Consider the following 24,665-nt stretch of genomic DNA (forward strand, 5'->3'; position numbering starts at 1 on the left):
CGCGTCAGTTGCTCGAGTTCCTCAAGGCCGATCACGACCGAGGACGAGCCTGCGAAATTCGCTTCTATCACGCGCTGCGACAGCATCGCCTGATTGATTACAAGTTCGCCGACGAGGTTGATCAGCCGATCGACGCGATCGAACTCGACGCGGATCGTCGTCTGGGTCGGGACGACGGCTGCGGTCTTGGATTCAGCTTTCGCAATTTCGGCCGCCGGAGCCGGCGTGCTGGCCGGTTCAACGCTCGTTGTTTCCAGTAAGGCCTGCATTTGCGGCGTGGCAGGCTCGGCAATCGTTTGCGACGGTGCCTCGGGCTCGACCGCCGGCGCGCCGCTCAATGCCTGACTGAGTAACGCCGCTATATCGGCGTCAGAAACTTCCGCCTGGCTGTCGGTCTCGATTGAAAGATCGGCTTCGCCTTCGACGAATTCGAACACTTCACGCACATCGGCGATTTCGTGCTCGGAGTTGAGATCGATGGACCACGCCAAGTAAGCGCCGCCCGGATCGACGGCATCGAGTTGCGGCACCGCGGATGTATCGCAGGTCGCCTGCATGATGCCGAGACGGTTCAGCTCGCGCAAGACGAGCACGGTCTCGTTGGCGTTGCCGTAGAGCTCGGGGCGGGGGCTAAAATTGATGCGATAGTCGTGGCTAGGTGTTGCCGGTATGTCTATTGTGATTTCCGGTAATCCGAAGTCGATGACCGTCGGCTGAAAGTCGATGACTTCCTCGACCTCTTCGGCCTGACCTTCGATCACCGTCAGCGCCTTCACTTCGCTCGCGATGGCGGCGTAGCTCGACTCGTCGATTTCCTTGCCATCGCGAGAGGCTTCGACGAGATCGGCAAGAACGTCGGCAGCGCGGAGCATGACTTTCATCACGTCCGGCAAAGGCGTCAGCTTGCCGCTGCGAACATGATCAAGTGCCGTCTCGAAACTATGGGCAAATTGCACCAGCGCGGTGAGTTTGAACGCGCCAGCGCCGCCCTTGATGGAATGCACGGCGCGAAAAACCGCGTTTACGGTTTCGGAATCGGCACTTCCTTCGTCCATCGCGAGCAGGCCGAGTTCCATCTCGGAGAGCTGCTCTTCGCACTCCTGGAAAAACGTCTGCCGGATTGCCGCCATTGTATCCACGGTCATCACTCCACTCGTGGACTTAAGCTGCAACGCGCCGGATGGCGGCGATGAGTTTGACTGGTTCGAAGGGTTTGACGATCCAGCCGGTCGCGCCGGCTTCCTTCGCCCGCGTCTTTTTCGCCGCGTCGCTCTCCGTCGTCAGAACGAGAATGGGAACGTTGCGGTAGCGGCCGTCTTTGCGCACGGCCTCAATGAGACCGAAGCCGTCCATCTTCGGCATGTTGATGTCCGTCACGATGACGTCCGGCATCGCCGTCTGCAGAACCTCGAGTCCGTGAACGCCATCGACGGCCTGCATCACGTTAAAGCCCGCTTCCGCGAGCGCCATTCTCAGCATGTCCCGCATCGTGCGAGAATCGTCGACCGTGAGTATCGTTTGCGTCATGGCGTTGTTCCTTGGAGCATCAGGTCTTCGCGCGACAATCCGATCAGCGCGATCGTATCGAGTAGCTCAGAGCTGGAATTCGTAACGCAGTAACTCATTCCGTCGGCCTGCCAGGTGCGCGCGGCTGCGATCAAGATTTGCAGCGACTGCGCACCAACCCGGCGAACCTGACTTGCATCGACGACCAGCGCGTTGCCGCGCCGCGCCAGCAGCATGTCTTTGACGGCCGCCGCAGCCGAGGCGTCGAGGCAGTCCGGCAATATCAGCGCAGCTGAACCTACCTCTGGCGCCGACTCGACGATCCCGTCCATCGGCGTAGCTTTGGCTTTGGCAATTGCTTTGGCCTTGGGGGCCGCAGCTTTCCTCGGCTTGGCCTTCGCCTCTGCCGATTTGCCGGTGCCAGCCTTCAGCCGGCCGCCGGAAGCGGCCGCTTTCTGCTTTGCGCGCGGCATTTAGAATTCCTCCCAGCCCGCATCGGCTCCTGACGCGGACCTGTGGTGGTGCGTTCCGTTCATCGCCACCTTTGACTTCGCCGCGGTACGCGTCGCGCGAGCGGCGGGCTTGGCGGTTTCGCGGCGCGACGACATCTCGACGACCGTCTCATCTCCCGTTCTGAACCGGCTGACGAGGCGGGCAAGTTCCTCGGTCTGCTGGGCCAGTGTCTGCGTCGCGGCGGTCGCCTGTTCGACCATCGCGGCGTTCTGCTGCGTCACCTGATCCATCTCGTTGACGGCGGTGTTGACCTGCTCCAGGCCGTGGGCCTGCTCGTTGGCGCTTGCAGCAATATTCGTCACGATGGTGTTGATTTCGGCGACCTGCGAGACGATGCGTGTCAGCGCAAGGCCGGTTTCGCCGACAAGCTGCACGCCTTGTGCGACCTGACCCGTCGAAGCCGAAATCAGACCCTTGATCTCCTTCGCCGCTTCGGCCGAACGCTGAGCCAATGCGCGAACCTCGGACGCAACGACCGCGAAGCCACGGCCGGCATCGCCTGCACGCGCTGCCTCAACACCGGCATTCAATGCCAGAAGATTGGTCTGGAACGCGATCTCGTCGATGACACCGATGATCTGGCTGATCTGCTTCGATGAATTTTCGATGCCGTTCATGGCTTCGATAGCTTTGCGGACAACCTCGCCGCCCTTTTCCGCATCGGCCTTGGCGACCGACACCGTTTCGCGGGCGTGCGTCGCGCCGCGTGCCGTCTTGTTGACGGTATCGGTGATTTCCTTGACGGCGGCTGCCGTCTCCTCGAGGCTGGCTGCCTGGTTTTCCGTGCGGCGCGACAGATCGTCGGAAGCCTGCGAAATTTCCTCGGTCCCGAGTTTGATGCTGCCGGCGCCTTTCTTGACGAGCGCGATCGTGCTCTTCAAATGCGTGACGGCGGAGTTGAAGTCCGACTTGAGCTTGGCAAATTCGGGCGCGACTTCGATGTCCAAGGCTGACTCGAGATTACCTTCTGCAAGGCTCGACAGTGAGCTACCGAGTGCGTCGACAACGAGGTGGATTTGCTTTTCAGCAGCCACTTTCTCGGTCTGCGCGCCTTCGAGCTGACCCATCATCAGATTCATCTGACTGATGATCGCCTCGTATTCCGAAATGACCTTCTCGGTAATGCGGTGAGAGAAGTCGCCTCTGGCGATGCGGTCGGCGGCTCCCGTGAAGGCGTCCATGAAGCGCTCATGCTCGTGGGCATAGTGATCGCTTTGTACCTGCTGCTCCTTGGCGGCAGCGACTGCCGCGTCGGTCATCGCCTTGTTCTCGACGACGGCTTCCTTGAAGCGGGCCAGAGCTTGCGCGATCAGTCCGTTTTCATTGCTGTCCGTCAGATGGGGAACGTCGACGCTAAGATCCTTGCGGCTGATCTGGTCCATGGCGCGGATGAGATCCGCGAGCCGCGTCGACACGCCCTTCGCCAGCATTGAGACGACAAATATCGCGCCAACGGTTGCTGCGAGAAGGAGCGCCAGCGTCCGATATAAGGCACCGCGCGCGTCGGCGGCATGAACCTCGGCCAATTGCACGAAGAGATCACCGGCCTCGCGGGCGATTACGCCGACCGAGCCATTAGCGCTAGCCAGCGCGTCCTGGATCTCGGGTGCAATCTGAGCGCGCTGGAAGTTCGCGGTCTTAAGTTTTGAGGCAATATCGTCGAGTTGCGATAGAAGCTGATCGCCTCCTGTTCCCAGCGTGCGCTTGGCATTGCCTGAAGCGTCGTCGGCCATCAAATCGCGGAGCGGCTCACGAAGGTTTTGCGTCGCTTCGCGCATGGCACTGTAATTCATCGCCAGCGCGGCTTCATTGGCACCGGCGCCAGGAGCAGCGAGAGTGTTCTGAAGCTCTACGAGGGCAAGTTTGATTTTAGGCAGGCGGTGAATGAGGATCTCTTGTGTGTGATGGGCATCAAGCGAGGTGTCCACGGTCATTGCCGAGTCGTCTGCAATTTCGCCGAGCAAATCGACGCCGATGCGCGCCCGTTCGCCTGCCGATTTGGCGCTGACGAATGCATTGATCTTGGGCTGGACGCCAGCGAACTGGCCGCCGCGCGACGTAAGCGCGGTCAATTCGCCGTTCGCCATTCCGGACCTGGCGTCATCCGAAGCGAGATCGGACCAGACGGCGCGTGCAAGATTTGCTCCCGCAATCTCTCCTTCGACTATGTTGATGTCGCCCATTTTATTGGACGCATAGATGCTCAATTGGATCAACGACGGTACGAGAAATATCGCCGATATCAGGGCAAGCCTGCGCGGCATTGACCACGTGCTGTTGATGTAACCGATGACCATGGCTTCGACCTGTTGCTAGCGGTTGTTGATGATTCGTCCAGTCGGAACGAAAGGAGAGAGGGCTATAGAGAGGGCGCTCGTGCGACTTCGAAAGTCGCTCGACATGCGTTGCCGATCGCGAATTATCGGCGATTGAGGCTGAGAGGCGGCCACGAACCGTCTTTGCGGCGCCCGGCACAAAACCGGCAGCGCTTGACGTTGTGATCGAATATTGTTGCAGCCGACGAATTCGCTTCATCCGATCGTGCGATCGGATGCGATTGGACATACGCCATGAGCGTGTTCCTGCTTTCTAAAAGCCCGGAACATGTCGGGTTGTACCGACTCGGCTGCGCGGCATCATGCCTATGATTCGAGTATCAAGCAGTCGTTCGATACAAATAGCCGTCAAAACTATCGAATTCGTTTACAACGTCGGACGGCTGCATTTTTCTGTACTTTAGTTTCTTGCAACGATATTTAGGCGGTATTTATCGGCTCGGAATTGCAATTCCGATTTATGTGCGCTGCCGTCAATTATAATTCCAAAATGATTTGAGGGCGGCGCGGCCGTTACACACGACCTTTTCCAGCTCATGGGATCAATACGGCGCATATTCCGTTCGCGATGTGCCCCAGCCGCAAACCTTGCCAAACTATTTATTTAGCCAGGATAGGCGTCGCGGCGCCCGGATGAACACCGCCCCGATAGACGTGTCCTGCATGTGCACCATGCGGCATTTGACGATGAAATCGTTTTCCGGAATTTCGAGATAAAATTCATTCTCGACGGCTTCGGGTCGCGCAATTTTGATTCTCGCGCCGGCCTCCGATAGGTCGATCACGGTTGCCGACAGGCGCGCGCCGCCGTCCTGGACGATCGTTGCCGATTTGAAAGCTGGCCGGCGGCCGAATTGGCGCCGCCCGGGAGGTTTATCTATCACGAAGTGCTCACTTCATATGAGTCCGGTAGAGGGTGAACGAGCGACCTTGCGTCGAACTGGTTGCGCTGCGGTATATGCAAAAGATCATTATGCGTAGAAGCCTTGATTATGCGAAGTGGCGGGAAAATCCCGACTAATTCAACTTTAAGACATTTAAGTCTAATTATTCGTATCGAGAGGCTGAAATCCGAGAGGATTCCATCAGAGGCATGAAGCCGTCCTGTCGCGCCAACATCTGAGTGGCATGCGCAATCATAGATCGAAAGCCGCTCGAGATGGGCCAATGCCCAATCTCGCTCGTCGCTCCAACCCGCCGCAAAGCGCAGGGAGGAACGGCGAGGATAGAGCGGGGGGAAATGGCGCCATGGCGTTGAATTTAGATGGTCTCGCTTCCAGTGCTTCGGCCTCCAAAGTCGTGGAGCGCAAAGTCAAGGGACTGCCCCATCTCGACTCATCTTGGGGCGCCAAAGGGCTCGCCTCGGCGCTCGACCAGCTGGGTATCGTGTCCGTCACGGACGCTGAAGGCTGCATCGTACATGCGAACGATGAGTTCGTCCGCGTTAGCAAGTACACGCGCGAAGAGCTGCTCGGGCAAAACCATAGGATGCTGAATTCGTCACATCACTCGAAAGAGTTCTGGGACGAGGCGTTTCGCAAGCTTGCCAAGGGCCAGCCGTGGCGATCACCGGTGAAGAATCGCGCGAAGGACGGCGGCTTCTACTGGGTCGACGCACTAATCGTTCCCCTCAAAGGCCGGAATCGCCGGACGAAGGGATACCTGTCGGTCCAGATCGATATCACCGTGGCGGTGACGCTCCATATCGAATTACAAGAACGCACGGCTCTCCTGCAGGGAATTGTTGAAAATTTCCCGGGCGGCATCGCGGTGTTCGACAAGGATCATCGCCTGATTCTTTGCAACGAAAAGCAAAAGCAGTTGATGGACTACCCGAGCGAGCTGTTCGAGAATGGCCCGCTGACGCGCGAACGACTTTATCGTTTCAACGCCAATCGTGGAGAATACGGCGCAGGCGACATCGAGGAGCAGGTCCACTCGCGGCTCGAAATGGCTCGAAACGGAGCGCCCTATATCTACGAAAGACAGCGGCCAAATGGAAAATACGTCGAGGTTCGCGGCACGCCGCTGCGTGACGGCGGTTACGTCACCACTTACCTCGATATCACCGATCGCAAACGCGATCAGGAAACGATTGGCCGGCTTGCGCACCACGACGCCCTGACAGGACTGCCGAACCGCGCCCTGTTCCACGATCGCATCCGATTGGGCCTGGCACGCGTGAAGCGTGGTGACACGCTGGCACTGCATTGCCTCGATCTCGATCGGTTCAAGTCCGTCAACGATACCTTGGGCCATCCGGTTGGCGACTCCCTGTTGAAGGCGGTAGCGCATCGGTTAATCGGCACCATACGGGACACCGACACCGTTGCCCGGCTGGGTGGCGATGAGTTCGCAATCATACAGGTTGCCCCGAAGTCGCTCGCAGAGGTCGAACGGGTTGCCAAGCGCGTCATAGCCGAGCTGTCGGAGCCGTTCATTATCGGTGAAAACTCGATTTCGATCGGAACGAGCATCGGAATTGCGATGGCTCCGCCCAACGGCATTGACGTCGAGCAATTGATGAAGAACGCGGACATGGCGCTCTACCGCACCAAATCGCTCGGCCGCGGCACATTCGGTTTCTTCGAAGAAAACATGCACGAACGGCTGCAAAGCCGGCACCAAATTGCAATGGGACTCCGCGAGGCCATCGCAAATGGCAAATTCGAGCTGCATTACCAGCCTATCGTCAACGTCAAGACGCGCAAGATCGCCGGCTGCGAAGCACTCATCCGCTGGTCGCATCCCGAGCGAGGATTGATCCCGGCGTCAGAATTCATTCCCATCGCCGAGGAGTGCGGTCTCATCGGTCAGATCGGCGATTGGGTTCTCAAAACCGCCTGCGCCGAAGCCAAGCATTGGCCGGACGACATCTGGGTTGCGGTGAATATTTCCGCGGCTCAGTTCCGTGGCCAGGATCTCATCGACAAGGTAACGGACGCATCGAACGGTTTCCCGCTCTCGCGCCTTATTATCGAGATTACGGAAACGCTGCTCATGAAGGATCGCGAGGTCGCAACGGTCACGCTCGATCGGCTACGAAAGATGGGCGTCCGCTTCGCAATCGACGATTTCGGGACTGGCTTTTCATCGTTGAGTTATCTGCAGAGCTTTCCGTTCGACAAGATCAAGGTTGATCGCTCGTTCGTGTCGGCTATCGCCAATCACAAGCGCTCCACGACGCTGCGGCGCTCGATCATCCAGCTCGGTTACAATCTCGGCATGACGAGCGTCGCCGAGGGTGTCGAGACCGAGCAACAGCTCGATCTGCTTCGTGCCGAGGGATGCGTAGAAGCGCAAGGCTTTCTCTTCTCGCGCGCCGTTCCAGCGGCGAAGGTCCGTACGCTTTTTGCCAATCCTCTATGATGAGATGCTTGGCGCCAAGGATGGAAGGGTGACAGGGTCATGCTGAGCGCACTTCGTAAGATTTCGGAAACCTCGAAATCACCGCGGCGGGCCGTCAGCGTCTCAAACGAGCCTGTCGAAGGCAACGACCTTTTCGAAGCGCTTGTTTGCGAATTCCATTGGACCGCCTTGCAGATCGGCGCCATCACCTGCTGCATGAACGCGAGCCTCGCGTCCGGGCGCACCTGGATGCTCAGATCATGCATCAACCTCGTGCCTGTGGAATCTGTCGTTGTGAAACAGGCGCTGCGCTCCTGGCAAGACCTGGAACTTCCACGCGAGCTCGCGGCTGCAATCGGCCGAATCTATTTCGATCTCTCCGATGCCAAAAGGCTCGCCCTACCTTTGATCGATAGCGCCGGCGTCTTCGTCGGCCCCCAAATTCCGTTGGCCAAACTCGAACAAATTACTGCCGTCTGGCGCAAACTGGCAGAAGACTGCAATGGAGCCGTGCAGGATCTCGAACCGGAAACCCGCTGGCGCCTTAGCGGCCTTTACACCAGCAATGCACTGGCTCTAGGCAAGTTCATGAAAGAGGCGATGACCGGCAAGCGGTCATGCGTCAATCAATTCGGCGAAGTTTCACTTCCGGTTCTCCCGCAGCGCCGCAGAACGCGCCGTTTCACGTTTCTGCAGCCGTGCAAAGTTACATTCCAAGGCAGCACCTCAATCGCGTCCGCGCGCGAGATTTCCAAGAATGGCATCGGCCTCAATTGCGAGCGCGGATTCAAATTGAGGGATCCGCTATTGCTGGAGTTGAGAAGCGGGCGCCAGATGAAGGGTATTGTCGTCTGGTGCAAAGCCGGGAAGGTCGGCGTTCAGTTCGATAGTCCCCTCGCCGATCACGACCCGCTCATTTCGACTTGAAAAGTCTAAAGCGAATCGAGCCAGGCTATGCGTCGGACATGATGCAATTGCGCCCGGCAGCCTTCGCTTCGTAGAGCTTCGCATCGGCGCGATCGAGAAACCCGTCAGACTGTTCGCCGTTCCGCAACTGCACTATTCCGAATGACGCCGTGACTTTGCCGATGGGTTGTCCGGTCTTGTGGTGCATCCACTTTTTGCTTTCGAGTTCACCGCGGATTTGTTCACCCAAGTATTGCGCTCCGTCGATCTTGGTATGCGGAAGCACGACGATGAACTCCTCGCCGCCATAGCGTACGGCAGTGTCGCGGCCCTTGATATTTTTCGCCAGCATTTCTCCGAAGCGCCTCAAAATCTCATCGCCCACCGCGTGCCCAAACGTGTCGTTGATGCGCTTGAAGTGATCGACGTCGGCCATTATGAGGCAAAGCGGTTCCTGCAATTCCGATGCAGTCTTGACTTCCTTCGGCAGGTTCGCCTGCAGCCAATGACGGTTCTTCAAATACGTCACGGCATCAAGCATTCCGAGCCTCTGACTCTCGCTGAGATTGGCCCTGAGTTTCTCGATCTGCACTTGGGATTGTTCCAGGCGCGTATTGAGGCGGCTTACTTCGCTTTGCACTTTAACGTTATCGCTGATGAGCAATTGGACGACGGCCCGGATCTGATCGGGCGAGGTCAACGTTTGAAGGTGCTTGTTGACTTTCGCCAGCGCCTCGGAGTGGGAACCGCTGAAATCGATATGCTTGATCAGCAGTGTCCGGACGGTGAGCACCTCGCCATCCAATTCCTGTCCCACCTTCTCCAGGCGCTCGGACAATACGTCGTTGTCCTCCTTCTGGCGCGCCGCGTTGCTCATGAAGAAATGCCAGGCACCGAGAGCAAAGGTCACCGAGCAAGCAACAACGAGCCCGAAGAACAAGGCGAGCGCAACCGGATTTGGCCCGAGGCGCAACAATCGTCCTCGCGGGTCGAGCTGCGCAAGTTGCCACGTGCCGTCCGACCAGTTGGCAAGGGATCCAATCCCAAGGTCGGGGTGCAACCAGGTGGTAAAGATAAGAAATGTAAATCCAATCATGACCACGCTGGCGAGCATGACCGCGACAGCCGCCGGCACTTGCTTCAATTGCAATAACTGCATTCGTTCCCCGCTCGGCTCGAGTGGCATGTGCCGATATGCCCACTCTCTCAATCGCTGCGCACCCCATCACGCGTTTCGCGATCATCCCTAATCTAGATGGGCAGCAGCGCTTGATCTGTCGCCAAGGAGGCCACCAGACGTGCACTGCCCACATTTCCGCTTAGCAGAGACGATACCTAAATTCGAGAGAGGAGGCGGCCGGAAACACAACTTATGAATCTTATTGCACCAAAATACCTGTCTAGGATGCAATCAGACGGACAAAGAACCCATTTATTGGCGCCATTCAGGAAGCGCAATTCCAAACGCTATAGTCAAAATTATCGAACATTTTCTGTTACTTAAAGCCTATTGCGATCCGCAAAAATATCTGTTCCGTAAAAGCCTTCAGCAGGCTGCCGCTGTAGCCGCCGGTCAGCATGATTATGATAAAACCGGCTATGATCTTCGGCACAAACGTCAACGTCATTTCTTGCACCTGCGTCAGTGCTTGAAAGAAAGCGATGCCGACTCCGATCACCATCGCCGATCCAATAACTGGACCCGCCAACAGCATCGTCAGCCAAATGGCTTGCTGAACAAGCCCTAGCGCATCGCCCTCAGTCATCAGTAGCCCACCGTCACGCCCGCATCGATGACGAGCTGCTTGCCGTCAGTGAAAATGGCGGTGGCGCCGCTCGAGTCGACCCGAACCGACTCGACGATGCCCGCCACCGTCCCATCTGCCGATGTCAGGGTGTGCCCGACCAGAGTGCTGGCCTGGGACAAGTTTGAGACCGTGAGCAGCTGATCGAGCTTGGTGTTCATCTTCATGCCCTGCTCGACATTGGAAAACGAAGCCAGCTGCGACACGTATTCGGTCGAGTCGGTGGGATTGAGCGGATCCTGGTTCTGCATCTGAGCCAGCAGAAGCTGCAGGAAGGCATTGTAGTCCAGCGTTGGCGTAGACGGCGGAGCCGAAGTGCCCGTCGAGGGCGTCGAACCGTTTGTTGACGGAATCGTGGTCATGCGACCTCCTTGCTGAGTTCTTGTGTCCTGAGTGCGGTTGCGGCTTCCAATGGGAGAAGCATTCTGACCTTCTTCAGCGCCTCGAATATACGATCACCGTCGAGCAACTCGCTTGCCTCCTTGAGGCCCTGGAGAATTTTCGGCTCGCTGATGGTTTCGAGAAGTCCCGAGACGGACTCTTTCGCCATCGTCCGCGCCTTCATATGCAAGGCCGGATCCATCAGCATCATCTGAATCATGAAGTACAACTGCCTGAGCGGCGTCGTCGTATCCTCAGGCTTCATGACGTGTTGCTCTAGCAGAAAGATCACGTCGTTCATCAGCTCGATACTGACCTTGCGGTCGACCCTCAACACGCCGCCGTTGACAAAAATGCGTTCGCCGGCGCGCAGAGTGATTTTCAAGCCGCTATTCATCACAGGCCTTCCGCGATGACATTGGAAATTTCGATCAGCCCCGCGAAATTGTTCGATTTTCCATTACTGATCGATTGCGCTTCGCGCAGCATCCAGATGCCGATAGAAATGAGTTTGGCGCGGACGTCGTCGGGAAGCGCGTTGTCCGGCTTCGCCAGGTCCTCGAGCAGGAAGCTCCACAGGCGATTGAGAAAACAAATCGCGTCGATTGCTTCGCGCGAATTGGTTCCCGCCTTTTCAGCCGATTTCAGAAGCGCGACGGATTGCTCGATCGCAAGCCGCTCATTTTCGCGCTTACGGCTGCCCGATTCACTCAACGCCTCTTCATATGAGAACTTGTACATCGTCCGCCTTCCGGTGGGTTCGGTGCTAGATGCGCGCCTTAAGACGAGGGCGTTAGATAATCCATGAGGCTGAGATTGTTCAGTCGATTGGTGAGCGAGTAGGCTGCTTCGAGTTGCGTTGTCAGCGTCGAAATCTGCGTCGTTACCGTTGTCGGATCTACCGATTCCAGGTTGCCGATCGACTTGGTAAGAAAGTCGATCTGCGCGTCGATTTGATCATTGGTATCGGTTACTCGTTGTTGCGTGACGCCGAGAAACGACTGAACCTTCGTCAGCCCTCCGGTCGCCTCGCCTACAAGGGTCGTGGCTTTCTGAACCACGGCTTGCTGGGTGGCGGCGTTCAGATTCGTGAATCCGAGGCCGGAGACCATCGCGTAGGCCTGCGTCAGCTTGCGGAACGCGGTATCGTTTGCCGTCGTCGACGTCGCAGCGACCTCGGTACGGGAGATTCTGTTCGTCACGGCTTTGTCGGAAGCAGCGGACCAATTGTTTGCCCAGTTCGCATCCGAGAAGAGGTCCGAGAATTCGTTATCGAGAAAGTCCTGCATGTCGGATGCTGAGATCGACGCGACAGCGGGATCATCGGGGCTCATTCCGAACTTCGCCGTAAAGGCGCCCGTAACCGATTGCCTGCTTGCGGACGGCGTGCCGGAAAAAAAGTCGTCCATCGGCTTGACGTCGGAATTTATACCAGAGAACAGGAACTGTCCGTCCAGCGACGAATTAAGCTGTTCCTGGAGCGTCTGCATGCCGGCCTGAGCTTCTTGGGCGATCGTGTCAGGCATGCTGGATGTCGATTGCGCTCCAACCAATGCCGACAGGAAGACCCCAGCCTTGTCGGCAATCGTCTGAAGAGCCGACTGAGACGCTTGCATGCGCGTCAGCACGATGTTGTTCGTGTCCTGTATGGACTGAATGTGATTGAGATCCTGCCGCATCGAAACCGTGATGCCGGTGCTGGCGCCAAGGGTCACGCCAACGTCCGCATGTCGCCCCGTCGAGAGCTCTTTTTGCGCATCGACGAGACTTGCTTGAATTCGCGCGATCGAGCGCCGTGTCTCATCCGAGAGGGAGGTCGTCGAGATAAAGGACGTTGTGATCATCTGGTCTAACCGACGGCCTGGAGCAGAGTTGAAAGCATGCTGTCAACGGTGTTGATGAGCCGCGACGACGCCTGAAAGGTTCTTTCCAAATCGAGGAGATTGGTCATTTCCTCATCCAGGTTGACGCCCGTGACTTGCGATAGAGCCGACGTAGCGCGATCGGCGACGGTCTTGCGATAATCAGCCTCGGAGCTTGCCGATTGCCGTAACGCCTCGAGCCAGGAAACCGAACCTTTTGCATACGATGATATCGAACCCGACGGCGGTAGCTGGGTCGAAGAATCGAAGGTGCGCTCCGCATCGATGTTTGACATCAGCGCTTGAATTCGATCGGTGTAGGAAGCGGCGCCGGTGGTATTGTAGGTATATGCCGGATTGCCGGGATTGGAGATGCCGCCGTCTCTGACAAGCTCGGCGTTGCCGCCTTGAGTGGGATCAGCATTTTTGTTGACGGTTATGGATCCGGCGAGCCCCGCCATCACACTACCCGATGGCGGCACTCCCGGACCGCCCGCGTAGGTGAAAAGGCCCGCTGCGGGTGGCAACGTCGGTGTCGCCGACTGATCGGTTTCGGCGAACGTTTCGATCAGTCCTCTCGCTATTTCGTCGAGCTGACTTTGATAGCTGGGTGCGATTTCGTCACGAACCTGGACCAGACCAGCGAGCTTTCCGCTGCTGATCGCCATGACGTGATCCGTACCCGCGATCGGCACGCCGTCGGCGTAAACCGCGCCGCCGGTGGCGCCTCCAGACAGGTCTTGGGTCTGCTGGAACGCGACCTGTCGCGGCGACTTGTCGAAAAGGGTCACGCCGCTATCGGTATAGATGGCCATGTCGCCATTGTCGCGCGTGACCGTGCGTATGCCGACCTCGGATGACAGTTGCTTCAGAACGGCATCGCGGGAATCAAGCACATCGGTGATGTCGCCACCTTGGCTCGCACCTTTGACGACCTGATTGTTCAAATCCTTGAACTGGGAGAGCAGATTATTGATGTTATCGACGGACGCAGCGATATCGGAATCGGCTTGGCGCCGAACGTTCGTAACCGTGGCGGATGCGGAATTGAGCGCGGTCGCCAAGTCCTTCGCCGCGGACACTACGGTCGCGGCAACTGCGGGGTTCTGGGGCGTCGCCGAGTAGCTCTGTAATGCAGAGTTTAGTTTCGCAATTAGCGCCGCCGGCGATCGTTCGAGATCGGTTTCATCGACGGTGCTTTGAATTTGATCAAGCGCCGTCGTGATCGCCGTTTGAGATTGGTAATTCGAATTCGAGTTAAGGTAGCTGTTGAGAAGGAGCGGATTGTACGACCGATCAATCCCCGCGACGCTGACGCCCGCTCCGGGGCCGCTGACGAGACGGCCTGTTTTGCGTGTTGCATCCGGATCGCCGACACGCGCGATGTTCCTCGACACCACTGAGATTTGCTCGGCGGTGGCTGAGAGACTTGAGCGCGCAGTGTCGACACTAAGCGTAAGCGCCATGAGCGGGGCCTTTCTGTCGAAAGCTCCCTGTTACCGCACCAGATTCACGAGCACGTCCAGCAACTGGGCACCCGTTTGGAACACTTTTGAATTTGCCGTGTAACTGCGCTGAGCCTCGACCATTTCGGTCAATTCGGACGCGAGGTCGACGGTCGATTTCTCCAGGGCGCCGGAGACGACCTGGCCAAGAGAACCGGTGTTCGCCGTTCCTAGCTGAAGGTCGCCCGAACTTTTGCTCGTGGCGAAAACGTTGCCCGAAATCGCCGTCAGATTGTCGGGGCTGGCGACGTTCGCGAGAGGTATCTTGTAGGCATCGACACGGGAACCGTCGGCGTAGATGGCAGTGACGATACCGCCTTTGCTGATCTCGAGCCTGTCGACGGCCGCCGGCGCATTGCCATTCGCAGTTGCCTTTTGCGGCGTGTAATCGCCAGCCAGCTGTGTCGTGTTGGTCAGATTGAGTGTCAGCGCGGCGCCGTTTGGAACAGTCACCGATAGCGATGAAGGGCTGGTGGATGCCAGCTGCCCCGTCGTGCCGTCAAAGGTGAGTGTCGAAGTCGTGAGCGCACCGCCGGTATATGGGAACCCGCCGGATGCGGAAGACTTGGAATGATCATAGACCGCCACTTGCCACGTGTTGGCGGCGGTCTTTGCAGAATAGATATCGAGGACGACTTCGTTACCGAGGTTGTCATAGGTGACGAGGGATGTCTTTCCAGCGTACTCAGATGTAGCGGCATTCGCACCGGGAAGATCGGCGGTAGCGGTAACGGCGGCGCCCGCCGGCAAGTTGACTTGAAATGCGCCGGTCGTCGACGGCACGGCTTTCATACCGAGATTGGCGCTGCCGACGACTTCGAGCCCCGCCGGACTATTGATGATCGAACTCAGATCGCCACCGAGAAGGCTGTACCCTAGCAACTTAAAGCCGGCGGCGTTGACGAGTTCGCCTTCGCTGTTCGGGACGAAGCTTCCAGCGCGCGTCAGGTAGGGTGTTCCTGCGGAGCTCTGGACCATGAAGAAGCCGTTGCCGCTGACCGCGAGGTCAGTCGGAGACTTCGTGTAAGTCATATCGCCCTGCTCGGAGACTCCGCGGCGCGCAATCGTGGAGACGGACCCCGGCACGTATTCAAGGACGCGGCCTTCTGCAACGAGCGTCGCGAATTCAGTCGAGGCGGTCTTGTATCCGGTCGTATCGACGTTGGCGATGTTATCCGCGACTGTACCCATTCGGTCAGACTGGACAGACATCCCCGAGACGCTGGTAGTCATTACTCCGTAAAGGCCCATCGCCGTTCTCCTCGTCACGTATGATGCTCACCGCGAGTGAAGCATCGGGGCCTTGCGCGAGACTGGTTGGTGCCTCTTCGGTGGACCGCTGCGGAGCACCTTCGGCTGCAACGTCCTTCAGCCGGTAGCCAAGGAACCTCTGTGAATCGATGGGATCAATTCCAAGCCGCTCCTTCAAGCGTTTGCGAAGCCGGCTAATGTGACTTTCAATGACGTTCTCGTGGATTTCGTCGTTGAAGATTCCGTAGACGCGATTGAAGATTTGAGTCTTCGTTATCCGCGTATTCCGGCTCAGGACCAGGCATTCGAGGATTCTTCGTTCGCGGCGGGGCAACGGTAGAACGTCGCCGTTGACGAGTGGATCGCGCCCATCGAAGAAGATCCGAATGCCCGAAATGTCGACGCACTGCTCGGTCAACTTCGTGCGCCGCCGGATGGCGCCGCTGCGCGCCAATATCTCTCTGACGTGGAAAGGCTTTGCCAGGACATCATCGAAGCCGAGCGAGAAGAGATCGAGCGTTTCCGTAAGCGCCTTCGCCTCGATCAAGCCGATGAGGGGTGCCCGCGACCGCGACCGGATCCGCGCCGAAATCTGGCGACGGGTCTCAACCGTTCCGAGGAGAAAGCCTTCGACGACGGCGATGTCAGCATCGCTGACGAGTTCAAACCATTCCTGGAACTCCGCGGGTTCGACCGCAATGGCCGCGATGCCCTCGCGCTCGAAACACGCGACACAGCCGCCCGCCACCAATGGGCGGTCGTCCAAGACAACAAACATTATGCCTCCCCCAGCAAATCATATGCTCGGTCAAATGAAATACATTGATTCACGTTCACTATTAACAATTATTTCGTAATTGCCTGGGTCACAAATGACACGGCAAATCAGAGGGCTAGCCGATCGGTGCAGCTACACGGATTTGCAGAATATTGGCGCGGGAAATATCGTGCCGACCCAAGCTTGCATAAGCCATTCATTTGACAGGTTTTTGCAGCGGCCGCTAACCAGGCGCTCGCGCGACTTTGCCTCGGCGAAACCCAATTTCGCCAATTCCGCCGGCAATTGCCGGAATTGGTTACATTTTATTGAACGAAATTGCATCGACTTAGAAGCATTTAAATAGCATTGCTGAAGCTTTATTGCGGTTTAATGCATTGGTGCCGCGAAGCCAGAATTCGCAAATTGATGATGCAATCCAGGTTGTCGACGAGTGCGCGTATGAAACGAACCAGAACCCGAAAGATGCGACGCGACCCTGAAGCGCAGGATCTCGTTCCTTCAAATCTGCTGCCCGCGTGGGAGCGCCGCGATGAAGCCAGGCACGTTTCGCGCCAGCATGTGGCTATTCGGTTTCGAAATTCGAATCTGATCTGCGATCTTATGGATTTGTCAGAGACTGGCGCCAAGATCTGTGTTCTCGACGGCGTGGTCCCAAACGTCGACGAAAATCTTGTCCTCACACTCTTTGACGGTACGGTCGTGGAGGGGCGGGTTTCGTGGCTTAGAGACAAAAGTATCGGCATTGAATTCACGAACCCCGTCACCGATGCCGACGAACGGCTGGATTTTGAAGATCTCGGCAGCGGATTTTTCGGCAAGGCCGTTACGTTGCAAAAGTCGACAAGGCGTTCGTGACGGATCAAGCCGGAACGGTCGCGGCAAGGGCTCTGCAAGGCGCGTGCGGTAAGAATACTAAGATTATCGTAACCGCCACCGAGCCGCCCGCTTGTCGCCATGCCATTCCGCACCCCAGCGCTGAACAATTTCGAAGCACTCATTGAGGATCTGTTTGCAAAGACGGATCCACAGGACGAGGCGCCGAGGGTTCCACATCAGTTTTCGATAGATAGCCTTGAAGCAGCCTGGGAACTGGCGTCGAGCGCGCGGGGCATGCCGACGCCCTCCTCTTCCGACGACCGCGGCAAAACTTCCACACCTGTTTATGGCTACGACGGCGCGGAGGCGGCTCTCGACGTCTCCCTGGACGCCAACAGAATCATCAGCGAACTCGGCCTGCGCCCGGAAGCCTTAGAAGCCGATATCGTAGCCTTGCGGCGCGAATTCGCGCTCCGAAACCACCCCGATCGCGTCCCGATTGAGCTTAGGGACATGGCAACCCAGCGTATGATGATCGCCAACGATCTCATCGACCAGTACGTCGCCAAGCTGCGGAAGGCCGCCGGTTGAGATTGGCATCGCAAACTTAGCTAAAATGCAAACAGCTTCGTTCGCGATCTTCCCACGATTGTCGGCTAGTATCCCCATCATCGGTCAGCAAGGGCCGCTCAGAAGCGACAGGGAATTCAGTTATGGACGAGTGCTGTTCGGAGTTGCAGATTTTGCGCGGGCGTATGTCCGGCCTCGGCGAGGAGCTCGATGGCGTCTGGGCTGAGAAACTGAGCGAACATCTGCATCTTGATCGCAGCACGACGGAATGTGCTTATTGGCACTCCGGCTATCATCAGGCCCTGGCCGATGTCCTGCAGATCATCGCAAAGACCCAGCCTACCGCCGGCATTTCGGGCAAGTCCAATCTTCGCCTTGTGGCCGGCTAGGGTGCAGAAAGTTACCTACGGGCAGAAATTGGTGAAACATTTCACACTCTTTTTCGAAAGCCTGCTTCTGCATCGTGAAGTGCCGAAACTTGAACTGCGACGCGGTTCCGATGTGACCCTTGAGCTTTGACTTCAAGTCTTCGCCGGCACTGCCGACGTACGTGATCGAGAAACGTCCCCACCTGTCGGTAAAACCTAGCGCGTAGGCGCCGGGACAATTATCGACCAACTCTTCCTCGATGGTGTCCGATCCCAGGGCAAAGGGGCCGTTAAGCCCGCTCCCTATCAGTTCCTGCTGCTGCGTCATCGGGAAAAGCGCCTAGATATAAATCGCATTCGCTTGGCGAGAGTTCGCAGCGTCAGTTGCTGCGGAAGCTTGCGGGTTGTTGCTTCTGGATCGTTGCTGCGATTGATCTGGTGTCGAACCGTCGCGGCGTTGCAGGTCCCCATCTTGACGCTGGGCAAAACCCATCCGCGTCTGCCCGTTATCTTGGAACTGCATTCCTGACGTCGGCGGAGCTGCGGTTACGGCCGTCGCACCGCTCGCGCCGGCGTCGGTAATTTTCAGCGTCGACACATCGTATCCGGCATCGCGCAAACTCTTCGTCAGAGCATCCCGATCATCGCTCAGCAATTTGGCGGTCGAGGCCTTCGTGGCTTCAGCCTCGACCGACAGGACGTTAGATTTGAGGCTTAGCCGCAAAGTAACCGAACCAAGATCGGCGGGCGATAGAGTCAGCTCCATCGTTCTCATGACTTGGCCGGGAGCCATGGTCCGATTCTGCAACGGCAGAGAGGCGTTGGCTTGCGGCGCCTCACCCGTTCCGCTCGTTAGCGCGTTAAGAACACCGTTTCGGACCTGCTGCGTGGCGTTGGACATCCCGACAGGCGCGCCCGTGTCGTCTGTCACGATTTTATCGACGGGCTTCGATGCAAAAGCCTCCAAAACCGCATGACCTTTGATGCCGTTCGATGACCGATCACGCGGCTCCGAGCCGGCCTCACGCTTATCGCCAAATGATTGTTGATCCGGCGCGTCGCGCGCTGCATCCACTGGGGAACTTTCCGCAAGCACCGGCTTCATGGGTTCCGACGTTGTTGTTGCAGTGGTGCGATCGTCGTTTTTCGCCAGTCCGATCGCGGCGAACGACGCCATCGGATTGGCCGCCGCGGAATCTTCCGATGACACCGTTGCTGCGTGTGAGCTGGCCACCGTTGCCGTGTTGCTAAAGCTCCAATGTGTTTCGCGAGACCGGACGATGATCGCGGACGTGACCTCATCGTCGGTCGGTTGAGCAACATCTGCATTTGCCGCCGCGTCGCTGGCGAGCAATCGTTGCCTGGCCAGCTGCAGTGCCGTTGTACTTTCGTGTTTCGGTGCTTTCGCCGAGACGGGCACGCTGCCGACGTTCGAAGCCGGCTCGCCGGCTGATTTTCCGCCACTCGATTTCTGCGATCGATCCAAAATCACTTGGCCAAACCCGAGCATTGCATTCCAGTCGGCCGTCGGCCCAGCGGCGGTGGCAGCATTCTGCGGAGCCGTGCGATCGATGCCGTCGATCGTCGCTTCGAATGAGTTGCTGTGATCGTCGCTTTTCTCGCTGTCGTCGTGGGACCGTCGAGACGACTTCTCCGTACCTTTGACCCCAATGTGGACGTCGGCTTCATCGCGATGCCCAGTTGGGCGTGGTGAATCTTCCGCCTTTTCGGCGACGTCATGCGCAAATTTCGCATGGGCTTTCGCCGCTGCCCCACCCTTCGCAGCACCCGTATGCGCAGGGACGACAACAGAAGCTTGGCCGGCGCTGATTGCGGATGTCATTTTACTTTCCCTTGAATGAGCGTCTCGGCCTGTTTCAGGATTGCGTCGGCGCTTTCGAGAGCGCTCGCCACTTTCGGCTCTTCGGCCGTCGTTTTTCCCAAAGGCATCTGCGCGGCCGCCGGGTCCGCTTGAGCAACGTTGGCTGGCTCGCCGCCCACTACGACGCGGGCGATGTAACCAGCGACAGCACGAATTTCCGTGTCCTGGTCCGAGAGCTGATCGGCGGCGATCTCATCCAAGACCTTCAGCGCGTCCGTGGCCCGGCTCGAGGGCGCTTCCGCGGCCGCCTGATACAATCTGGCTTTCTCCTGATCTTCCGCAGATCCGTTGCCCATCTTCAAGACTTCGCCGGCCGCCGTTTTCGCGAGCACGAGGCGTCCATGCAAAAGTGCCTCGGCGGACATATTCAGCAGCAACTTCGCGCGGACCTGCTGATCCGTTCCCTCAATGGCGCCCATAAGACCGGTAATAACTGCCGCATCGTCCATGTCATCTCGCTGCGCCACAGCCTGTGACAAATCGCGAAACAGCTTTCTTGCGTAGATTGATTTTCCGAAGCGATGCACGTAATCGGCGGCCAGCATCATCCCGCGAATGGCATCACCGGAACTGACGAGAAGCGGAATTTCTCGGCGCGCGGCGGCCTCCTCGATAGCCGTGTTGGGGCTCGCGAGGCGTGCTTCGTCGAGCAGATAAATGGCCTTCGAGCCATCCTTGTCGAGATAGAGCGAAGCTCGCGCCAGGGCGAAAGGCCCGACCAGGCTGACGTCGAGCGACCTCGGATCGATATCCTGAAACAGCTTGCGTGCGACTTTCGTTTGTCCCTGCGCGAAGCTCATGATGCCGTGCGCGAGCTTTCGATCGGCTTCATTCGGGGTACTGCCGTTGACGTATGGCTTCAGGACTTCGGGGTCCCCGCCGCTCAGCACGTAGACGAAACTGGCGCGCAGCTTGACGTAGTCGTCCCAATCCTTCTTCTCGAAATACCGGATGACTCCGGCAATCTCCGAAAGCAGCCGGCTTTGATCTGCGATCGCCTCGCGGTCGCCGCCGATAATTCTATCTTGTACGCCGCCCAATGCCTCGACGAGATCAAGGGTGCGCTTCCTCGATTGCGCATCCGCTTCGGACTGACCCGCATACGAGGCGATCGCGTGGCCCGGATGGAGCTCAGGCAGCGTTTCGGCAAGGGTGAGTTTGGGCATCAAATAGTAAAATGCACCGGCCACGACGCCGGCAAACAGCAAAAATGCGGAAGCGATTAAGCCAATCCGCTTCATTGCTTGTCCTCTTTGATGAGGATGTCGATCCTACGGTTCTGCGCGGCTTCGGTATCGGTCGGCACCTTCGGATCGCGATCGGCTCGGCCTTCTATCGCGACGACGCTCGATTCCGCTATGCCGCCCCGAACGAGCATGTAGTAGGCCATTTGCGCACGAGCCGCCGAAAGCCGCCAATTGTCATAGACGCCGCTCTTATAGCGGCGGCTGTCGGTGTGGCCGCGAACGACAATCTCGCCGGATACGCCTTTAAGAACGCCGCCGATCTTACTCATCGCGAGTACGAGTTCGGGGCGCGGCTTGGCGGAGCCCACTTCAAACATGCCGAAATGTGCGTCGTCGGTCAGGCTGACGAGCAACCCCTCGGGTGTTGCCTTCACCTCTACATTCGGCAGCTCTCTCGAAACCTGCGAAATGGCACTGCTGATCTCTGCTTCGAGTTTCTTCGCCGCCGCGTCCTGTGCAAGCAGCTTCGCTTCTTTGATTTCTGCCGCTGTGGCGTGCTTGCCCGGCTCCTCGGCTTTGGCCGGCGCGTTGGAACTTAATTTGCCGGGCTCCACGCTCTTTGCCGGTCCCGAAAGTGACTGCTTGGACGCCTGCTCGGTGTTGAGCGGTGCCGATGGAGGTTGCTTGCTTGCTTCCAGTATCTTGCCGGGGACGGGCGGTACCACCTCTGGTGCAGGCCTCAGCGCAGGCTGCGCCTTTCCAGACTTGCGGTTGAGGCGATCGAACGGATCTTTCAAACCACCATCGGCGGGGCTAGTCTCCGTGGCCGGCTGCCTTGCTTTTGCTTCGTCCGCAAGTTGCTCCAGAAGGTCTCCGGGATTATCGAAGAGCGCCTGTTCCTCCTGCGCCTCGGCGCTCTTGCCGCCGGCTGCCGGGCTCAGCTTCTTCGCGGCTTCGTCGTTTGCTTCGCCGGTCTTCTCTTTGCTTTCTTGCTCGGCCTGTAGTTTCTTCTGTTGCTCGCCCTGCTTTTCGAAGCCCCTCTTACCCTTCTTGTCGGACGGCTTCGGTTCGATTTCCGTCAGATCCTCCAATCCTTTCGGCGTCGCGACACGCTCTGTCAGGCGCATCGGATTGAAGTAGGCGGCGACCTGCACGATGGTTTTCTTGTCGGCGGCGTTGATCAGCCACATGACGAGGAAGAACGCCATCATCGCTGTCATGAAGTCCGCATAGGCAATTTTCCAGACACCTCCGTGATGCGGTTCTTCGACGTTGCGCCGCCGCCGAACGATGACCAGAGGGTGTGAGGAAACGTCTTCCTGTTCGCCGCTCATGCTGTCGCCGCCTCGAGTTCGGCGATCCACGCGGATATATTCGCTTCGATTTCGGTATCCTCGATGTGGGCGCGAATGTCCGGCGAGCCGCTATCGGAGTAGCCGATTTGGAGCGCTTCCGTCGGCAATCGCTCTCGTAGCTGGGCCAAGACTTCAGCCGGCGCTTCGATGTGCACTTTGGCGCCCTCGGACAGCGCCCGCGCGATGGCCTTTTCAAGATCCTGCAGGGCGCGCTCACGCAGCCTTTCGATCAACCAGGGGCGCAGCAGAACAGCCACGCGGTCTTCAATGTTGCGCTCGATCAATTTCACCGAGGCATCGAAACGTGCCGCGAGTACGTCGGCGCAGTCGCGATGCCAGGACTGACGCTCCTCGTCGAGCTGTGTGGCGTGGAGAATTTCCGACTCGGCCAAGCGGAGCTCGCCATCGGCCTGTGCTTCGGCGCGGCCATCGGCGATGCCTTGCTGATAGCCGTCTTCGAATGCCGACTTGAGCTGAGACTCGTGATCGGGCTTCCCGCCCCCGTCCTGGCGATCGAAATCGGACAAGAGGGGGAAGGCCGGACTGTGCAGTCTGGTCGTCATCCGTTCTTGACCCAGTGCTTCATGACGGCCGTCGCCTGTTCTTCGTCACGATCAATGATGGCTGCGAGCTTTTCGACAGGTCCGAGCACCAGGGAGCGGCCGAACGACATGCCCGATGCGAGGCCCGACGCAAGGCCCAGCCCTGGTGACATTGCCGAATCGGTATCGAAGGGATTGGCACCCGGCTCTAGGAGTGGCGATGCCATTTCGGGCATGTCGAGAGGTACATCGGCGCTACCCGTCATGCTGCCTGGGCCCGCGAGTGCCGCCTGGGCGCCGCCCTCAAACGCGGCAGTCTCCGATCCCGTCAGCAGGATGCGCATCGCGGGGCGGAAGCCAGCCAAAATAACGATCGCGGCGAGAAGGAGAATGGTGAGTGACTTGATGCCGGTACTTGCCAAGCTCATCAGGAACGAGGTCGACTCGAGCCCCGATGCGCCTTCGCCGCCAAAGGCTGTCGGCGCGAAATCGACGGCGGCGACGCTGATCCGGTCGCCACGCTTGGTATCGATGCCGGCTGCCGAAAGCGCCAGCTTCTCGATCTGAGCGACTTGCTTGTCGAGATCTTCGCCTTTGGCCTCCTTGCCCATGACCTCGGAAAGGCGCTTCTTATTTATGACGATGGCGACAGAAATGTTGTCGACCTTGTAGCCTTCACTTGTCGTCGAAGCTGACGACGAACTGATCTCGTAGTTTGTCGTTTCTTCTTTGCGGTCCTGGGCGCGTTTCGTCTGGTCTTTTCCGGCGTCGTTCGCTTCATTGGGGACGTTTTGCTCGACACTTACCGAGGTTTTTCCGGAAGCGTCCTGCGAGCTTTGCGCTTCCTTGACCGTCCTAATCGAGCGTTCGACCTTTGAGTCGGGATCGAATTTCGTTTCGCTCGTCTGGTGCTTGTCCGTGTTGAGCCGGGCGACCGCACTGACCTCGAAATTGTCGAGACCCAAATAGGGAGAAAGCGTGCGCCGCACGCTGTCTTGTATCTGCTTCGCGATCTGGTGCTCGAGATCGAGCTTTTGCGAAGGCGCGTCGCCGGGTGTGCCGTTGGCGCCGCCCAGCAGCGTTCCATCGGTGCCGATGACCTCCACCTCGTCCGGCTTCATTTCAGGAATCGCCGCGGCCACCAGATGCCTGATGGCTGGTGCCGCAGTTGCATCACCAGCGACGTCCGTTCTGATGACCACCGAGGCTGACGGGGTCTGCTTCTTCACACTGAGCGCGTTTCCGTCCGGCAGAACGAGATGCACGCGCGCGGCACGCACGCCCTTCAAATACTGAATTGTGCGGGCAAGTTCGCCTTCCGTTGCCCGGACGCGCGTCACCTCTTGCATGAACGACGTCAGCCCGAGCGCACCGAGTTTGTCGAAAAGTTCGTAGCCAGAGCTTGGGCTTCCGGGCAGACCTTTTTCCGCGAGAAGAGCTCTGGCCTCAGCAGCTTGGCCGATCGGAACACCGAGCTTGGTGCCGTCGAGGCTGGCCTCAAAGGTGATGCCGGCCTGCGAGAGCACGGATCCCATGCGGCTTATGTCGGGCGGCGTCAGGCCGACGTAGAGAGTCTCGTAACTCGAGCGCGAGGCGAAATAGCTGCCGATGGATATGAGAGCGAAGACAAAAATGCCGGCGGCGCCGAGCGCCATCAAGCGCTTTCGCCCCAAACCTTTGAGGCTGCGGAATAGATTCTCGAATTGACGCCAATCCATCTCTGCAGCCCTGCCGGCACGAGTTCGTGGCGA

The 24,665-nt window shown here is 58.3% G+C and carries 24 protein-coding genes; 5 read left to right on the forward strand and 19 right to left on the reverse strand.

Annotated elements, in window-relative coordinates; translation table 11 throughout:
• The 5 genes from VN623_RS01885 to VN623_RS01905 all read right to left on the reverse strand — a co-directional run.
• Window positions 1-1,145 (reverse strand): Hpt domain-containing protein (locus tag VN623_RS01885; protein ID WP_325567544.1); only part of this gene is annotated, 1,145 nt, incomplete at its 3' end.
• A gap of 16 nt (window positions 1,146-1,161) precedes the next feature.
• Window positions 1,162-1,527: a response regulator gene (locus VN623_RS01890; RefSeq protein ID WP_325567546.1), complete on the reverse strand. Its 366-nt coding sequence runs from the start codon at window positions 1,525-1,527 to the stop codon at window positions 1,162-1,164.
• Window positions 1,524-1,979 carry an STAS domain-containing protein gene (locus VN623_RS01895; protein ID WP_325567548.1) on the reverse strand — a complete coding sequence of 152 codons (456 nt, stop codon included), beginning with the start codon at window positions 1,977-1,979 and terminating at the stop codon, window positions 1,524-1,526. Before VN623_RS01895 ends, VN623_RS01890 begins: the two co-directional genes overlap by 4 nt.
• Window positions 1,980-4,316, reverse strand: a complete 2,337-nt coding sequence (locus VN623_RS01900; RefSeq protein ID WP_325567550.1) for a methyl-accepting chemotaxis protein — start codon at window positions 4,314-4,316, stop codon at window positions 1,980-1,982.
• Between the two features lie 635 nt (window positions 4,317-4,951).
• On the reverse strand, window positions 4,952-5,239 hold the full coding sequence (locus VN623_RS01905) for a PilZ domain-containing protein (protein ID WP_325567553.1): 288 nt from the start codon (window positions 5,237-5,239) through the stop codon (window positions 4,952-4,954).
• A gap of 364 nt (window positions 5,240-5,603) precedes the next feature.
• On the opposite strand from VN623_RS01905, the gene VN623_RS01910 reads away from it, so the two are divergent.
• Together VN623_RS01910 and VN623_RS01915 are read left to right on the forward strand one after the other, a co-directional pair.
• The gene (locus VN623_RS01910; RefSeq protein ID WP_325567555.1) at window positions 5,604-7,724 is read left to right on the forward strand and encodes an EAL domain-containing protein; all 2,121 of its coding nucleotides are present in this window, start codon (window positions 5,604-5,606) and stop codon (window positions 7,722-7,724) included.
• 39 nt (window positions 7,725-7,763) lie between these two features.
• Window positions 7,764-8,630, forward strand: a complete 867-nt coding sequence (locus VN623_RS01915) for a PilZ domain-containing protein (protein WP_325567557.1) — start codon at window positions 7,764-7,766, stop codon at window positions 8,628-8,630.
• 25 nt (window positions 8,631-8,655) lie between these two features.
• Here the strand turns inward: VN623_RS01915 and VN623_RS01920 are convergent, their stop codons facing one another.
• The 9 genes from VN623_RS01920 to VN623_RS01960 all read right to left on the reverse strand — a co-directional run bounded on the left by VN623_RS01920 (window position 8,656) and on the right by VN623_RS01960 (window position 16,191).
• Window positions 8,656-9,768, reverse strand: a complete 1,113-nt coding sequence (locus tag VN623_RS01920) for a diguanylate cyclase (RefSeq protein WP_325567559.1) — start codon at window positions 9,766-9,768, stop codon at window positions 8,656-8,658.
• A 337-nt stretch (window positions 9,769-10,105) separates the two neighbouring features.
• Window positions 10,106-10,375, reverse strand: a complete 270-nt coding sequence (gene fliQ / locus VN623_RS01925; protein ID WP_325567561.1) for a flagellar biosynthesis protein FliQ — start codon at window positions 10,373-10,375, stop codon at window positions 10,106-10,108.
• Window positions 10,375-10,776, reverse strand: a complete 402-nt coding sequence (flgD, locus tag VN623_RS01930) for a flagellar hook assembly protein FlgD (RefSeq protein WP_325567563.1) — start codon at window positions 10,774-10,776, stop codon at window positions 10,375-10,377. The genes fliQ and flgD overlap by 1 nt, the downstream gene beginning before the upstream one ends.
• A complete protein-coding gene (gene flbT / locus VN623_RS01935) occupies window positions 10,773-11,192 on the reverse strand; it encodes a flagellar biosynthesis repressor FlbT (protein ID WP_325567565.1) in 420 nt (139 codons plus the stop codon). Before flbT ends, flgD begins: the two co-directional genes overlap by 4 nt.
• Entirely contained in the window at window positions 11,192-11,536 is a 345-nt protein-coding gene (gene flaF / locus VN623_RS01940; RefSeq protein ID WP_325567567.1) for a flagellar biosynthesis regulator FlaF, read from the reverse strand. The genes flbT and flaF overlap by 1 nt, the downstream gene beginning before the upstream one ends.
• Before the next feature lie 38 nt (window positions 11,537-11,574).
• Entirely contained in the window at window positions 11,575-12,639 is a 1,065-nt protein-coding gene (locus VN623_RS01945) for a flagellar hook-associated family protein (RefSeq protein ID WP_325567569.1), read from the reverse strand.
• Between the two features lie 5 nt (window positions 12,640-12,644).
• Complete coding sequence (flgK, locus tag VN623_RS01950; protein ID WP_325567571.1) at window positions 12,645-14,123, reverse strand: flagellar hook-associated protein FlgK; 1,479 nt, start codon at window positions 14,121-14,123, stop codon at window positions 12,645-12,647.
• 30 nt (window positions 14,124-14,153) lie between these two features.
• Window positions 14,154-15,413 carry a flagellar hook protein FlgE gene (locus VN623_RS01955; protein WP_325567573.1) on the reverse strand — a complete coding sequence of 420 codons (1,260 nt, stop codon included), beginning with the start codon at window positions 15,411-15,413 and terminating at the stop codon, window positions 14,154-14,156.
• The gene (locus VN623_RS01960) at window positions 15,358-16,191 is read right to left on the reverse strand and encodes a response regulator transcription factor (RefSeq protein ID WP_325567575.1); all 834 of its coding nucleotides are present in this window, start codon (window positions 16,189-16,191) and stop codon (window positions 15,358-15,360) included. The genes VN623_RS01955 and VN623_RS01960 overlap by 56 nt, the downstream gene beginning before the upstream one ends.
• Window positions 16,192-16,632: 441 nt before the next feature.
• Here VN623_RS01960 and VN623_RS01965 point away from each other — a divergent pair, with 441 nt between their 5' ends.
• The 3 genes from VN623_RS01965 (at window position 16,633) to VN623_RS01975 (ending at window position 17,969) form a co-directional block, all read left to right on the forward strand.
• On the forward strand, window positions 16,633-17,049 hold the full coding sequence (locus VN623_RS01965) for a PilZ domain-containing protein (RefSeq protein WP_325567577.1): 417 nt from the start codon (window positions 16,633-16,635) through the stop codon (window positions 17,047-17,049).
• Between the two features lie 99 nt (window positions 17,050-17,148).
• Window positions 17,149-17,601 carry a molecular chaperone DnaJ gene (locus VN623_RS01970; RefSeq protein ID WP_325567579.1) on the forward strand — a complete coding sequence of 151 codons (453 nt, stop codon included), beginning with the start codon at window positions 17,149-17,151 and terminating at the stop codon, window positions 17,599-17,601.
• 122 nt (window positions 17,602-17,723) lie between these two features.
• Complete coding sequence (locus VN623_RS01975; protein WP_325567581.1) at window positions 17,724-17,969, forward strand: hypothetical protein; 246 nt, start codon at window positions 17,724-17,726, stop codon at window positions 17,967-17,969.
• Between the two features lie 319 nt (window positions 17,970-18,288).
• On the opposite strand, the gene VN623_RS01980 is transcribed toward VN623_RS01975, so the two are convergent.
• Genes VN623_RS01980 through fliF form a run of 5 tightly spaced genes read right to left on the reverse strand, consistent with a single transcriptional unit; the run spans window position 18,289 to window position 24,632 of the window.
• Complete coding sequence (locus VN623_RS01980) at window positions 18,289-19,791, reverse strand: flagellar hook-length control protein FliK (RefSeq protein ID WP_325567583.1); 1,503 nt, start codon at window positions 19,789-19,791, stop codon at window positions 18,289-18,291.
• Window positions 19,788-21,071: a hypothetical protein gene (locus tag VN623_RS01985; RefSeq protein WP_325567585.1), complete on the reverse strand. Its 1,284-nt coding sequence runs from the start codon at window positions 21,069-21,071 to the stop codon at window positions 19,788-19,790. The genes VN623_RS01980 and VN623_RS01985 overlap by 4 nt, the downstream gene beginning before the upstream one ends.
• The gene (locus tag VN623_RS01990) at window positions 21,068-22,351 is read right to left on the reverse strand and encodes a MotB family protein (protein ID WP_325567587.1); all 1,284 of its coding nucleotides are present in this window, start codon (window positions 22,349-22,351) and stop codon (window positions 21,068-21,070) included. Before VN623_RS01990 ends, VN623_RS01985 begins: the two co-directional genes overlap by 4 nt.
• The gene (locus VN623_RS01995; RefSeq protein WP_325567589.1) at window positions 22,348-22,935 is read right to left on the reverse strand and encodes a hypothetical protein; all 588 of its coding nucleotides are present in this window, start codon (window positions 22,933-22,935) and stop codon (window positions 22,348-22,350) included. The genes VN623_RS01990 and VN623_RS01995 overlap by 4 nt, the downstream gene beginning before the upstream one ends.
• A complete protein-coding gene (gene fliF / locus VN623_RS02000) occupies window positions 22,932-24,632 on the reverse strand; it encodes a flagellar basal-body MS-ring/collar protein FliF (protein WP_325567591.1) in 1,701 nt (566 codons plus the stop codon). The genes VN623_RS01995 and fliF overlap by 4 nt, the downstream gene beginning before the upstream one ends.
• Window positions 24,633-24,665: the final 33 nt, after the last annotated feature.

The sequence above is a fragment of the Hyphomicrobium sp. genome (assembly GCF_035572195.1).
Taxonomy (GTDB): Bacteria; Pseudomonadota; Alphaproteobacteria; order Rhizobiales; family Hyphomicrobiaceae; genus Hyphomicrobium_B.